Here is a 15,047-nt window from a genome sequence, read left to right as displayed (position 1 = left end):
AGAAAAGATCAAAGATTGCCCACGGGCATCCCTTGTTCTATAATGAAAATAAAAGGGATTGCTTTACATTTTGCATAAAGGAGGCGGCATTATGCTGTTTATTGATAACCAGGGCATTACCGACCCGCGCATCAACCTTGCCATCGAAGAGTATGCCCTGAAAAATCTCGATATCAATGAAACTTATTTACTTTTTTACATAAACCAGCCGTCGATTATTATCGGCCGCAACCAAAACACCATCGAAGAAATCAATACGGATTACGTGGACAAAAACGGTGTCATCGTCGTCCGCAGGCTCTCCGGCGGCGGCGCGGTGTACCATGATCTCGGCAACATCAATTTCAGTTTCATCACAAAAGATGACGGCGAGTCCTTCAGTAATTTCCGCAAATTTACCGATCCGGTTGTGCAGGCATTGCGCAAACTCGGTGTAAAGGCGGAATTGAGCGGGCGCAATGACATTCAGGTTGGCGACCGGAAAATTTCGGGGAACGCGCAGTTTTCCACAAACGGGCGCATGTTCAGCCACGGCACGTTGATGCTCAATTCAGAACTTGATAAAGTTGCACAGGCTTTAAAGGTCAGAAAAGAAAAGATCGAATCAAAAGGGATCAAGTCAGTGAGGAGCCGCGTCGCCAACATCTCCGAATTTCTCGACCATCCAATCTCCATGCCGGCATTCAGGCAATTGCTTTTGGAAAGCATTTTCGGTGGCAAGGAAATACCGGAATATAAGCTGACCGAAAAGGATTGGGAAAAAATCCGCCAAATTTCGAAAGAGCGGTACCAGACATGGGAATGGAACTATGGCAAATCGCCGAAATTCAATCTCCGACATTCCCGGCGTTTTCCGGTGGGAACGGTCGATGTGCGCCTTGACGTGAACAAAGGGATCATCGAAAACTGTAAAATTTACGGCGATTTCTTCGGCATCGGGGAAGTAAAGGATATAGAAGAAAAGCTGACCGGCTGCCGTTATGAGCGCGCCGGCATTGAAAAAGCGTTGGAAGACACAGATATCCGGCATTATTTTGGCAACATAACGAAAGAAGATTTTATCAGCCTCATCTATTAAGAACGCGCAAATTCCCGGGTTCCAATGGCAATCCGGGAATTTGTATTGAAATATTTTAATTGTTTTTATATAATAAACGGGTAGAATGAATGATTGTTCACTCAGAAAGGGGAGGGAGAAATTGAATTTACCGTCCAGTTTAAAAAAGACGGCGGAAATGAACGCGGACAAAACAGCTTATATTTTTATGGATCAGCCTGTTACGTACAAGGAACTTGACACGGCCGTTTCAAAGTTTGCGGACGGGCTGAAAAAACTCGGGCTCAAAAAAGGGGATCATATGGCCCTTCTGCTTGGCAATTCACCGCAATTCATAATTGCCTTGTACGGGGCGATGCGGGCCGGCGTGACGACGATACCGGTCAACCCGATTTACACGCCGGAGGAAATCCGCTACATATTGGATAACGGCGATGTGAAAGCAGTCGTGGCGCTTGATTTATTTGTACCATATGTGGATAAGATCGATGCCCTGCTGCCGAAAATGGAGCATTACATCATTTGTGAAACCGATCCGGCAAAAGCGGGAAAATATACGCACCCAAAATTGAAATCGTTTTCACAAATACTGGCGGAAAGTTCGCCGTCCGTCGAAGAAGTGCCGCTTTCTGAAGAGGATACGGCGGTTATTTTGTATACGTCCGGAACGACCGGAAAGCCAAAGGGGGCGATGCTTACGCATAAAAATTTATATTCAAATGCGAGCGATATCGGCTCCTATTTGAAAATGAGCGCGGATGACCGGGTCATTACGGCTTTGCCGATGTTTCACGTTTTCTGCCTGTCGGTTGCTGTGAATGCGCCGCTCATCAGCGGGGCAACGCTGCTCATATTGCCGAAGTTCAGCCCGAAAGAAGTGTTCCGGGTGGCAAGCCGCTACAAAGCAACGATATTTGCCGGCGTGCCGACGATGTACAATTATTTGTTCCAATATGAAGGCGGGGATCCGAAAGACTTCGCCACGCTCAGGCTGTGCATATCCGGCGGCGCTTCGATGCCGGTTGCGCTTCTGAAAAATTTTGAAAAAAAATTCAATGTGCTCATTTCGGAAGGATACGGATTGTCGGAAGCCTCCCCGGTTACCTGCTTCAATCCGCTTGACCGCCCGCGCAAACCGGGATCGATCGGCACCAATATTGTCCATGTTGAAAATAAAGTCGTGGATGAGCTTGGAAATGAGGTGCCTGTCGGCGAAGTCGGCGAACTCGTAGTACGCGGTCCGAACGTGATGAAAGGGTACTATAAAATGCCGGAAGAAACGGCGGCTGCGATCCGGAACGGCTGGCTGCATACCGGGGACATGGCGAGAATGGATGAAGACGGTTACTTTTATATCGTAGACCGCAAGAAAGATATGGTCATTGTCGGCGGTTTTAATGTGTATCCGCGCGAAGTGGAAGAAGTGCTTTACGACCATCCGGATGTCGTGGAGGCAGCTGCAGTGGGCATCCCTGACCCCAATCAAGGGGAAGCCGTGAAAGTATATGTCGTATCGAAAAACAAAAATCTGACGGAACAGGCATTGCTCGATTATTGCAAAGAACGGCTTGCCAAATACAAAGTCCCGAAAGAAATTGAATTTCTGGATGAGCTTCCGAAAAACACAACCGGAAAAATTTTGCGCAGGTCTTTAAAAGAACAGCTGCAAAAACAATCGGCCCGGCCATAAAAAATCGGGATACGGAAAAGCCAAAGATTAGAAAACCGGGCGCACGGTTTCCTAGAAAAATTGCAATATGGAAGTAGGGACTGCTGAAAACGATTAAAAAATCGGCGATAAATGGCAAAAAACGCATGCAAAGCCAATCAGAATAAATCCGCCGCGGAACGGAAAACCGCTCGAAAAAGCCCGAAAGAAACGGCGGGACACCACCATTCATCGTGTCCCGCCGTTTTTTTATTGCATCTTTCTTGATAAACAACACTTTTTCAGTGCCCTTCTGAACGAAAAGCCAGATTTTTGGCATCTTGTTAGAAAAACAGACAAGGCGTATAATAGGAAAATATAAGAATATTGGATCATCATTTCAAAGCTGGGGGGATAAAAGTTGGAAGCAGCATCCATGGCGGAGGAAAAAACAGGCAGTTTCAAACCCGGGCTGCAGGCAGGCGCAAGCATTGCGATCGGATACTTTCCCATTGCGCTCACATTCGGCCTGTTGTCTAAAACAACCGGCCTGACATTGATAGAGACTGTGCTGATGAGCCTGATTGTCTATGCCGGCGCCAGCCAGTATATGGGTTTAAGTTTGATCGCTGCCGGCACAAGCCCGTTTGTCATTATCCTGACCACCTTTGTCGTCAACATCCGCCATTTTCTTATGACTGCCGCCTTGAGCCAAAAAGTGGAAGAACCAAGCAAATGGAAACGCGGATTGTTTGCGTTCGGCATTACGGATGAAACTTTCTCGGTGCTCGCCACGCGGAACGGAAAAATACCGCTCGGCTACGGATTTGGCGTCACTTTTATCGCTTATGCCAGCTGGGTCGTGAGCTCCGGGATCGGGTATGTAATCGGAGCCAATCTGCCGCAATTTTTGCAGGCAAGCATGACGGTTGCCTTATATGCGATGTTTATTGGCCTCCTTGTCCCGTCTTTGAAAAAAAGTGTGAAAGTCCTTTTTCTTGCCGCCCTTTCAGCAGCGTTCAACAGCATTTTTACCGGGTACGGCGTCATGGAGGAAGGCTGGTCCATCATCGTATCCACTTTGTTGTCAGCTGTTTTGGTCGAAATAGCGGAAACATACAAACAGAAAAAGCGGGTGAAAGAAAAATGAGCACCATCCTCCTCGTGATTATCGGCATGGGCATCGTGACGTTTTTGCCGCGGATGCTGCCGCTCGTCCTTTTGCAAAACAAAACGCTGCCGCCGTTTTTGGAAGGCATTTTAAAAAATGTTCCGTACGCCATTTTAGGCGCCTTGATTTTTCCAAAAGTGTTTTTGATCCAAAAAGATCCGCTGTTCGGGGTAATCGGCGCGGGAACGGCCATCCTCCTCGCGTTCATCGGCGCGAATGTCATCATTGTCGTGCTCGGGGCGATTGCGGTGTTGAGCTTTTATTCTTTTCTGTTTTAAGACAAAGCCGTATTGGCTGTTCTAAATGCCTTTTTCCTTGGCTACATATATAGAAGAGGACAAGGAAGGAGTGCATGTGGAGTGAAGATGAAGTGGGCGCTGCGGGCAATTGCGGCATACATCCTGTTCGGCCTTTTGATGTACTGGTATTTGTTTTATTACGCCGATGCTGCTCTTCCCGCCCAATATAAAGGGACAGCCGCAGATCCCGCTACTTTTATGAGCGGCCGCCAATTGTTTTTAAGCGAAGCATACGCAAAAATCAGGAATCTGCTTTTTTTCCTATCCGTGCCGTATGAATGGCTGTTTTATTTTTTGGTACTTGTGCTTGGCATTTCCAAAATGTTTGAAAAATGGGCAGCGGCAGTTTCACGCATCCGCCTCATTCAAACTGCGGTTTATTTCTTTTGGTTTTCGCTTGCATCCTTTTTGTTTACCTTTCCGTTCGGTTATTTGTCCCATCGTTTTTCAAAAGCGTACGGCATTTCCACCCAAGATTTTGCAGGATGGATGAAAGATGAACTGACCGATTTCTGGGTAAACTTTGCCATCATGTTTGCTGTCGTCGCGGTATTGTACGCCTTGATGAAAAAATTCCGGCGGAAATGGTGGCTCCCGGCCTGGCTGCTTTCCATTCCTTTTACGGTATTCATGATGTTTATCCAGCCGGTCGTGATTGACCCGCTGTATAACGATTTTTATCCGTTAAAAGATAAGGCGCTGGAGGCAAAAATTCTGGCGCTTGCGGAAAAAGCGCACATTCCCGCTGATCATGTGTATGAAGTGAATATGTCGGAAAAAACAAACGCCCTGAATGCTTACGTCACAGGCATCGGTTCCAACTCAAGAATCGTACTCTGGGATACGACCCTCAACCGTATGGATGATAAAGAAATTTTATTTGTGATGGCACACGAGATGGGGCATTATGTAGAAAAACATATCTACTTCGGCATCGCGGGCTATATTTTGATGATGCTCATCGGGCTGTGGCTGATTGCCAGGTGGATGAATGCGGTTGGGCGGTGGAAAGAAAGCGGGCGGTGGATGTCCGGGATTTCCAGCATCAGCTCGCTGCCTTTATTTTTGCTCATTTCCTCGGTTCTCCTTTTTGCGTCAAGCCCGCTTACCAACTGGGCATCGCGCTACCAGGAGATGCGGGCGGACCGTTATGCCGTACAGATGACGCATGATAAAAAGTCCGGGGTTGAAACGTTCCAAATTTTAACAAAAGCGGGTTTAAGCGAAGTCAATCCACCGCTTCTTGTCAAAATATTTCGCTATGACCATCCAACAATGCTGGAGCGGATCCGCATGCTGGAAGAATAAGGGATACTGAAAGTGCAGCAGGCGCGGCCTGTTCCGGGCAAAAATCTTTTGGCCGCGCCCTGCATTTGCCATTTTTATGCAAAAGAAAAGCCGTGCAAACGGGCCGGGCCTGTTTGCATGGCCTGTATTTAACCAAATTGCAGGTTGATTTTTTTCAGTTCGTTTGTTAAATGCATGAACTGCTCCTTATCGCGAAGATCAAGTACATGGTCAATTTTTCTTAACAACGCTTCTCTTTTTTTGTTCAGCAGGATCTCATTCAGCAACATGTCCGTGTAAATGTGTTCCACAAATTTCTCCATCTGAATCCGGGACTTCGGGCTTTCTTTCGGCACGTCAGAGAAAGATTTTTTGTTTTCCATGTATGATCACCTTTTTCCGCTTTTTTTTATTATACAGAGCATTTCAATAAAAAGCAATGTAAAAATTGAATTTTTCTGAAACGGTAAACAAGGAAAAAAATGCATATTTTTAGAAAAACGACTAGAAATGTAGGAAATTTGTACTATAATAGAAAGTGAATTATGAGAAAAATAGAATGGGGGAATACTTTATGCAACATGGAGAATTGGACATTCATCCAAATACGATTGCGCTGATTCCTTGCCAGGAGGGAGGAGAAACAGGGACAAAAATACTGGAAGTGGATCGGGAACGATTTGTGCCAGAACTTCCCCTGAGTATCGTGAAAAAAAGCTGTCAATACTTTGGAAGCGATTACGAAGGAAGGAAAAATGCGACAAAAAGCTTGATTCATGTTCGGCACAAGCCGCCGATCCTCGTTGATCCTCATACAGCTACCATAATTTTTCCAACAAAATCGCCCAGCCAGCCGGACTGTATTTGGCTGATCTCCGGGCATATTAAAGACCACACCCCAGAAGGCAAAAAAACTGAAGTGATTTTTTCAAACAATCAATCACTCGTATTGCCAATCAGCTACGGTTCGTTTATTAACCAGTACCATAAAGCAGCTGCTTTGCAGGTTGCTTATGAAATTAATATCCGACGCTCCCGCATGCAATTTTTGAAACAACAGGGATACAGGGCGATGGAAGACAGCGGGCTGTATTGGATTTAAGCTTGGCAGGGAGGGGGTCCCTGCCTTTTCGTCCAATAAAACGAACGCCTGCCCGGGAAATAAAAATGAAACATTGCGAACGGCAAGTCCGTATACAGGGGGTAGTGCAATTTGAGGAGGTTTGGAAATGAACAACCACGATATTGATTTTAAACTGGTCGGGGATGACATGCAGTTTGTTGAAGTCGAGCTCGACCCGCAGGAGACCGTCATCGCCGAGGCCGGCAGCTTGATGATGATGGAAGACGGCATCCGGATGGAAACGATTTTTGGCGACGGCTCGGGCAGCCAAGGCGGCATTATGGGAAAACTGTTCTCCGCAGGAAGACGGCTGATCACCGGCGAAAGTCTTTTTATGACCGCCTTTACGAACGAAGGCCGTGATAAAAAGCATGTAGCGTTTGCAGCGCCTTATCCGGGCAAAATTGTACCGATGGATTTAAGTGAACAAGGGGGAAAAATCATTTGCCAGAAAGATGCATTTTTGGCAGCGGCAAAAGGGGTTTCAGTCGGTGTTGAATTTCAGCGGAAACTTGGAACAGGGTTTTTCGGCGGGGAAGGATTTATTATGCAGAAGCTTGAGGGAGACGGCCTTGCCTTTATTCATGCAGGCGGCACGATCCAGAAACGCGAGCTCGCACCCGGCGAAACATTAAAGGTGGATACAGGCTGCCTTGTCGCCATGTCACGGACGATCGATTATGACATTGAATTTGTCAAAGGGATCAAAACAGCCCTGTTTGGGGGAGAGGGCCTGTTCTTTGCCACTTTACGCGGGCCGGGATCGGTCTGGGTGCAGTCCCTGCCATTCAGCCGCCTGGCCAGCCGCGTATTTGCCGCAATGCCGGCAGCGGGCGGTTCGAAGGATGAAGGCAGCATGGCAAAAGGCTTGTTTAATTTGTTTAACGGGGATTAAGAGGTATAAAAGCACTGCATTTTGCGGGACATTTCCCGGAACATGCAGTGCTTTTTTTCGGCATGTGTAAATATGATAGTCCGGAAGCAGGGAGAGCGCCCTGACGGCGGTTGCGCGGCCCGGCCGGATGGGAAGGACTTTTCTGGGGGCGGGAAAAGGCAGTATTTTACTTGGAAGCGGGGCATCCCCCGGTAGAAAAAACAGGAAGCATATTTTTTAAGCAAAAAGCTTGATTCATAGAAAAATATCCGTTACAATAAAAGAACAAATGTTCCTTGTCCGGCATGTTTCCGGATATGGAGCCAACTGAGCTCATCAAAAGGAAGTGAACCAATTGTCCCTTCGATTTATTACCGGGCGCCCCGGGACAGGAAAGACAGCTTTCATTCACCGTGAAATCAGGCAGAAACTGCTTGGCGATCCGGGCGGGGCACCGCTCATTTACCTTGTGCCGGAGCAAATGACTTTTTTATCGGAAACACGGCTTGCGCATGACCCTGACTTAGGCGGAATGATCCGCGCCCAGGTGTACAGTTTTACGCGCCTTGCCTGGAAAATATTGCAGGAAGTCGGCGGGATCAGCCGCACCCATGTATCGAGCAGCGGGTTAAATATGCTCATTCGGAAAATTTTAGAAGACCAAAAAGAAGAACTTTCGGTTTTCACGCGTGCGGCGGATAAGACTGGCTTTATTGATAATGTTGAACGCATTTTGACTGAATTCAAACGATTTTGCGTCTCGCCTGCACAGCTTCAGGAAAAACGTGCGTCCATCGGGGAAGCGGACGGGGAAAGGGTGCTTTCCGACAAGCTGCACGATTTGGAACGCGTCTATCAGGCATATGAACAAAAACTGGAAGGCAAATACATTGATTCGGAAGATTACTTAAGGCTGCTTGCTTCTGCCGTTGAAAAATCCCGCTATCTGGACGATGCGGAAATTTATATAGATGGGTTCCATACGTTTAACCCGCAGGAATACTTGGTGATCGGGGAACTCCTGAAAAAATGCCGCCGCGTGACGGTTGCACTCACAACGGACCGGGCTTTTCGCGGGATGCAGCCGGATGATTTATACTTGTTTCGGATGCCGGGAGAAGCCTATGCACATATTTATGAACTGGCGCGCACCTTTCAAATTGAAACGGAAGAAGACGTGGCGCTGTATGAACCGGTCCGTTTCCAGCATGAAAGTTTGCGCTTTTTGCAGTCCCGGTTTGAAGAACTCCCGTTTCCTACTTTTCTGGGGGAAAACAGCATCGAAATCTGGCAGGCGAACAACCGGCGGGCAGAAATCGAAGGCGTTGCCCGTTCCATCCGTGAAGCGGTCATGGAAGGCAGCTGCCGCTATCGTGACATTGCCCTCCTTGTCCGCAACGGGGAGGCCTATCAGGATTTAATCGAAACGGTTTTTTACGATTATGATGTGCCGTATTTTATCGACAGAAAACGGCCAATGCTGAATCATCCGCTCATTGAACTGATCCGTTCGACTTTGGAAATCATCCGCGGCAACTGGCGTTATGAACCGGTTTTCCGTGCCATCAAAACAGAATTGCTGTTTCCGCCTGGAGACACCCGTATACTGCGTGAAAAAATGGACCGGCTTGAAAACTATTGTCTGGCTTACGGCATCCAGGGAGAACGGTGGACGAGCAGAAAAAGATGGGAATACCGGCGGATCCGCGGCCTCGAACTGGAAAACCTTCCGCAAACGGATGAGGAAAGAAAAATCGAACAGGAACTGAATGAACTCAGGCTTCTGGTCACGGCGCCGATTTTGCGCCTGTCGCGGCGTTTGAAGCGCGCCCGCACCGGAAAAGCACTTTGCGAAGCGTTGTATCTTTATCTCGAAGAATTGGAGATTCCGGAAAAACTGGAAGCGCTCCGGCTTGAAAAGGAAGAAGCGGGGGATCTTGTTGCTGCCAGGGAACACGACCAGGCATGGGATGAAGTCATGGGTGTATTGGACCAGTATGTTGAAATCCTTGGCGATGAACCTGCTGATGTTGGGAAATTCTCTGCCATTATGGAAACCGGGCTTGAGTCATTAAAATTTTCCATCGTTCCTCCGGCTTTGGACCAGGTGCTCGTAGCGAATCTGGAACAGTCCCGGCTGTCCGATGTCAAACTGGCGTTTATCATTGGGGTCAATGACGGGGTCATGCCGGCGAAAATTTCCGAAGATGGCGTTTTAAATGATGAAGAGCGTGAATATTTAAGGCTTACCGGGCTTGAAATCATGCCCGGCAGCAAACGGCGCCTGCTCGACGAAGAATTTATCTTTTACCGGGCATTGACGACACCGTCTGAAAAACTGGTACTATCTTTTCCGCTTGCTGATGAAGAAGGGAAAGCATTGCTGCCGTCCCCGTTCATCAACCGGATAGAGGACATGTTCCCGGCACGCGGCGGCGCATTATGGGTGAATGACCCGGCGGAACTGGAAGAGAAACAGCAAGCCGCATACATTTCCCACCCGGCGGCTGCCATTGCTTTTGTCACTTCGCAGCTGCAGTTGAAAAAAAGAGGGTATCCGATGGCCGGCTTCTGGTGGGATACGTATAACTTTTATATGGAGAACCCGGAATGGAAAAATCGGGCGGCCCATGCTTTTTCCAGTTTGTTTTACCAAAACAAAGCCCGGAAGCTCTCCGAAAAAACGAGCCGGGAACTGTACGGCGACCATATCCTTGCTAGCGTATCGAGAATGGAGCAGTTTTTCACCTGCCCGTTTTCCCATTTTTCGACATACGGGCTGAGGCTGCGGGAACGGGATGTATTTCGTCTTGATGCGCCGAATATCGGAGATCTTTTCCACGGTGCATTGAAATGGATTTCCGACACACTGCAGCGCGAAGGCATTCCATGGTCAGAGATCACAAAACAACAAAGCATGGAGCTGGCAAAAGCGGCAGTGGACGACCTTGCCCCGAAATTGCAACATCAAATCCTGCTTAGTTCAAAACGCTACCAATATATTAAAAGGAAACTGGAACAGGTTGTCGGAAGGGCTTCTTATATTTTAAGCGTCCATGCGAAACGGAGCGGCTTTGAACCGGTCGCGATGGAACTCGCTTTCGGGCCGAAAAAAGAGCTCCCGCCGCTTTCGTTTACATTGAAAAACGGGGCGAAAATGGAGCTGCAGGGCCGGATTGACCGCGTCGACAAGGCGGAAAGTGAGAACGGTGTGTACGTCAGGATCATCGATTACAAATCAAGTGCGCACAAGCTCGATTTGACAAATGTGTATTACGGTCTTGACCTGCAAATGCTCACCTATCTGGATCTCATTATGACGTATTCGAAACAGCTGACAGGGGAAGAAACGATTCCGGCGGGCGTTTTGTATTTCCATCTTCATGATCCGCTGATTTCGGCGGAAAAAATGTTGACGGCTGAAGAAATTGAAGAAGAAATTTTAAAAGACTTCCGGATGCGGGGACTGTTGCTGGACAGCCCAGAAGTGATCACATTGATGGATCAGTCGCTTGAATCTGGCAACAGTGCGATTGTGTCGGCAGGTTTGAAAAAGGATGGCCAATTAACGGCCCGTTCCGAAGTGGCAAGCAAAGAAGACTTTGAAGCGATCCGCAGCTATGTGCGCAATATTTACACAGAGGCTGGTAATGCGATCCTGTCCGGCACAACGGATATCGCGCCATATAAAATAAAAAAACAGGCGGCGTGCACATTCTGCCCGTTCCGTTCGGTCTGCCAGTTTGACCAGTCGATGGAAGAAAACAATTACCGCCTTATTCACCCGGAAAAACCGGAAGAAATCCTCGCCAAAATGAGAAAGGAGCGCAGAACAGATGAAAATAGCCATTCCGGATAAACCGGCGAATGCCGTCTGGACGGATGACCAATGGAAAGCCGTCATGGCAAAAGGGCAGGACATCCTCGTCGCGGCGGCTGCTGGTTCAGGGAAAACTGCCGTGCTCGTGGAAAGGATTATCCAAAAAATATTGGATGAACACGATCCGCTCGATATTGATGAACTGCTCATTGTCACCTTTACCAATGCTGCGGCTGCGGAAATGCGCCATCGCATCGGTAAAGCGATCGAGGAGGCGATCAGCAGCCGCCCGGATTCGCATCATTTACGGAAACAGCTGAGCCTGCTGAATAAAGCGCCGATTTCCACGCTGCACGCTTTCTGTCTTGAAGTGATCCGAAAATATTATTATTTGATTGACATCGACCCCGGATTCAGGATCGCCGATGATACAGAAGCCGAACTTCTGCGCGATGAAGTGCTGGATGACCTCTTTGAAACGGAGTATGCGAAAGAGGGAAATGACCTGTTTTACCGCACAGTGGATACATTCTCAAACGACCGCAGTGATGACGAGCTCCAGCATCTGATCCGGAAGCTTTACGACTTTTCCCGTTCCCACCCGGATCCGTCTGCATGGCTTGATAAAATGGTCGAACTGTATGATGTCGGGGATGTGGAAGAGGTGGACAGCCTTCCGTTTATGGCAGCGGTGAAAGAAGATATTCACCTCCAGCTGCAGGCTGCCAAAGACATGCTGGAGGAAGCGTATGGACTCGCCTTAGAGCCGGGCGGACCTGCGCCGAGAGCGGAAAATTATCTCGATGACATGAAGATTACAGACAGATTGCTTGCGGCAATTCACGGTCCCTGGCAGGGGCTTTATGAAGAAATGAATGCATGGCAGTTTACACGCGCCAAAGCGTGCAAAGGGGAGGCATATGAAGAGGAGCTCGTCAAAGCAGCCGATGATTTGCGGAAATCTGCAAAGAAAACACTTGAAGATTTAAAAAAAGACTTTTTCTCAAGGAAGCCGGCATCGTTCCTGAAAGACATGCAGGAAATGCGGCCGGTGATTGCGGAACTTAGAACGCTCGTCAAAAAATTTGCGGATGCATATGGCGCGGTAAAAGCGGAAAAAGGGATCGTCGATTTTTCGGACTTGGAGCATTTTTGCCTGGACATTCTTGCTGAAAAAAATGAAGACGGCGCCCTCATCCCGTCAGAAGTGGCCAAAGCTTACCAGCAGCAATTTAAAGAAGTGCTGATTGATGAATTCCAGGATGTCAACATGGTACAGGAAACGATCATGAACCTTGTGGCAAAAGGGGCGGGATTTGACGGCAACCGGTTTATGGTTGGAGACGTGAAACAAAGCATCTACCGGTTCCGGCTTGCTGAACCGAACCTGTTTTTAAAAAAATACCGGGATTTTGATCCGGAAGGCCGGGATACGGGTCTCAGAATCGACTTGTCGAAAAACTTCCGCAGCCGCAAAGAAATTCTCGACGGCACGAATTTTATTTTTAAACAAATCATGGGCCTAAAGGTGGGCGAAATGGCATATGACAGCCAGGCTGAACTTGTGGCAGGCGCATCTTATCCGGAAGGGGATCATCCGGTCAAAGTGGCATTGATTGACCAGGCCGATGAAGCGATTGAAGAAGACATTTCGGATGAAGAAACGCTGGACCGGGCCGAACTGGAACAATCCCAGCTTGAAGCCCGTTATCTTGCCCGTGAAATAAAAAAACTGATCGGCGAAGAACAGGTTTACAATCCGAAAACCGGCACATCCCGCCCGATCCGGTACAAAGATATCGTTATCCTGATGCGTTCCATGGCATGGGCGCCGACCATAATGGAAGAGTTGAAACAGGCGGGCATCCCGTTGTACACGGAACTTTCAACTGGATATTTTGACGCGACGGAAGTATCCATCATGCTTTCTTTATTAAAAGTAATTGACAACCCGTATCAGGACATTCCGCTTGCAGTCGTGCTCCGTTCCCCGATTGTCGGGCTCGATGAAGAAGCGCTTGCCCTTATCCGCATTCATGAAAAGCGGGGTCCGTATTATGAAGCGGTGAAAAAATTTATAGCAGACCGGCCGGATCCTGAGGAAGAAGAAGCACATGAGAAAGTGTCCAGATTCATGGAAAAATTGTCGGTGTGGCGGTCTGTTGCAAGGCAGGGGGATTTGTCCTCCCTCATTTGGCAGCTGTACCGGGACACGCAGTTTTATGACTTTGCCGGCGGACTACCCGGAGGAAAGCAGCGGCAGGCCAATTTGCGGGCTTTGTATGACCGGGCGCGGCAATATGAAGAAACGTCTTTCAGGGGGCTGTTCCGGTTTTTGCGCTTTATCGAACGCATGCAGGAGCGCGGGGATGACCTCGGAACAGCGAGGGCATTGAGCGAACAGGAAGATGTCGTCCGCCTGATGACCATCCATGCAAGCAAAGGGCTCGAGTTCCCGGTTGTGTTCGTGGCCGGTCTCAACAGGAAATTTAATATGCGCGATATCAGCCAGGCGTTTCTTCTTGATAAAGATTTCGGGTTCGCCTCAAAGTATATTCATCCGGAAAAACGGATCACATACCCGTCTTTGCCGCAGCTTGCTTTTAAAAGAAAGAAAAAGCTGGAAATGCTGGCTGAAGAAATGCGCGTCTTGTATGTCGCGCTCACAAGGGCAAAAGAAAAACTGTATTTGGTCGGGACGGTGAAAAATCTTGGCAAGCGCCTGGAAAAATGGGGGAAAACGAGGCGGCAGGAAGGCTGGCTGATGCCAGACCATGTGCGCGCAGCGGCCGGCACTTACTTGGACTGGATCATTCCTTCGCTCAGCAGGCATGCGGACGGAACAGTGCTTTTCGGGGATGACGGCCGGGTGGTGCTGGATGATCCGTCCAAATGGCAGATCGCCGTTTTGCCGAAAGAACAGTTTGCCGATATCCAGGAACCGGAACAAGTTGGGGAAGTGGACTGGCAGCATCAAGTGAAAGCCGGCCTCCCGGTTGCGGCGGAATCCGCTTATAAAGCGCAAGTTTTCGAGCGTTTAAGCTTCCGGTACAGCAATGAGCCGGCAACATTCCGGCGTGCCAAACAATCGGTATCGGAATTGAAACGGATGCATGAAGAGCATGACGAAACGAATGGTACCCGGTTTATTCCGAATGCGGAAAAACATATCTTTGACCGTCCCCGTTTTATGCAGGAAAAATCGATTACGCCGGCTGAACGCGGGACAGCGATGCATATGGTGATGCAGCATATCCCGTTTGATGCGCCCCCGACTTATGCTTCCGTTGAGGCGCTGGTTGAAGAGATGGTGAAACAGGAGCTGCTCACGGAAGAACAGGCGGATGCCATTGCGGCTGAACAGCTTGTCCGCTTTTTTGAAACGGATATCGGCCGCCGTATTCTGGCAGCCGGCCGGGTGATGCGGGAAATGCCGTTTAGTTTGTCCGTTCCCGCAGCAGAAATTTACCGGGATGCATCCCTTGCGGAAGAACGTGTTCTTATTCAGGGCATATTTGATTGCGTGGCAGAGGAAAAAGATGGCCTCGTATTGCTCGATTTTAAGACAGACAATATCCACGGCAGGTTTAAAGGTGGATTTGAAGAAGCAGAGCCTGTTCTGCGCAAACGTTATGAAGTCCAGCTGGCCCTTTATTCAAGGGCGCTGGAAACCATTTTAAAGAAAAAGGTAAAAGCGCAATACTTGTATTTCTTTGATGGCGGGCATCTTCTCCAAATCCAATCATAAATGGGCCCCCCTTTAAGGGA

10 protein-coding genes are annotated in these 15,047 nt (G+C 48.5%); 9 read left to right on the top strand and 1 reads right to left on the bottom strand.

Translation table 11 applies throughout. The features are described from left to right. The first annotated feature begins 91 nt into the window (after positions 1-91). The 5 genes from ABR335_RS12800 (at position 92) to ABR335_RS12780 (ending at position 5,483) form a co-directional block, all read left to right on the top strand. Entirely contained in the window at positions 92-1,078 is a 987-nt protein-coding gene (locus tag ABR335_RS12800; protein ID WP_350346206.1) for a lipoate--protein ligase, read from the top strand. Positions 1,079-1,199: 121 nt separating this feature from the next. Continuing rightward, positions 1,200-2,747, top strand: coding sequence for a fatty acid--CoA ligase family protein (locus tag ABR335_RS12795; protein WP_350346205.1), 1,548 nt, complete (start codon positions 1,200-1,202; stop codon positions 2,745-2,747). A gap of 379 nt (positions 2,748-3,126) precedes the next feature. Next, positions 3,127-3,855, top strand: a complete 729-nt coding sequence (locus ABR335_RS12790; RefSeq protein WP_434063160.1) for an AzlC family ABC transporter permease — start codon at positions 3,127-3,129, stop codon at positions 3,853-3,855. After that, positions 3,852-4,154, top strand: coding sequence for an AzlD domain-containing protein (locus ABR335_RS12785; protein ID WP_014095768.1), 303 nt, complete (start codon positions 3,852-3,854; stop codon positions 4,152-4,154). The genes ABR335_RS12790 and ABR335_RS12785 overlap by 4 nt, the downstream gene beginning before the upstream one ends. Before the next feature lie 81 nt (positions 4,155-4,235). Beyond that, on the top strand, positions 4,236-5,483 hold the full coding sequence (locus ABR335_RS12780) for a M48 family metallopeptidase (RefSeq protein ID WP_350346204.1): 1,248 nt from the start codon (positions 4,236-4,238) through the stop codon (positions 5,481-5,483). Positions 5,484-5,611: 128 nt separating this feature from the next. Here the strand turns inward: ABR335_RS12780 and ABR335_RS12775 are convergent, their stop codons facing one another. Next, positions 5,612-5,845, bottom strand: a complete 234-nt coding sequence (locus tag ABR335_RS12775) for an IDEAL domain-containing protein (protein ID WP_026683745.1) — start codon at positions 5,843-5,845, stop codon at positions 5,612-5,614. A 155-nt stretch (positions 5,846-6,000) separates the two neighbouring features. On the opposite strand from ABR335_RS12775, the gene ABR335_RS12770 reads away from it, so the two are divergent. The 4 genes from ABR335_RS12770 (at position 6,001) to addA (ending at position 15,027) form a co-directional block, all read left to right on the top strand. Beyond that, a complete protein-coding gene (locus tag ABR335_RS12770; RefSeq protein WP_225620975.1) occupies positions 6,001-6,564 on the top strand; it encodes a competence protein ComK in 564 nt (187 codons plus the stop codon). Between the two features lie 127 nt (positions 6,565-6,691). Continuing rightward, complete coding sequence (locus ABR335_RS12765) at positions 6,692-7,480, top strand: TIGR00266 family protein (protein ID WP_350346203.1); 789 nt, start codon at positions 6,692-6,694, stop codon at positions 7,478-7,480. Between the two features lie 334 nt (positions 7,481-7,814). Continuing rightward, complete coding sequence (gene addB / locus ABR335_RS12760) at positions 7,815-11,318, top strand: helicase-exonuclease AddAB subunit AddB (RefSeq protein ID WP_350346202.1); 3,504 nt, start codon at positions 7,815-7,817, stop codon at positions 11,316-11,318. Continuing rightward, positions 11,296-15,027 (top strand): helicase-exonuclease AddAB subunit AddA, encoded by a 3,732-nt coding sequence (gene addA / locus ABR335_RS12755; RefSeq protein ID WP_350346201.1) that lies wholly within the window; start codon positions 11,296-11,298, stop codon positions 15,025-15,027. Before addB ends, addA begins: the two co-directional genes overlap by 23 nt. Positions 15,028-15,047 lie beyond the last annotated feature (20 nt).

The organism is Heyndrickxia faecalis (assembly GCF_040267745.1).
Classification (GTDB): domain Bacteria; phylum Bacillota; class Bacilli; order Bacillales; family Bacillaceae_C; genus Weizmannia; species Weizmannia faecalis.
This window is presented reverse-complemented; position numbering and strand designations above follow the sequence as displayed.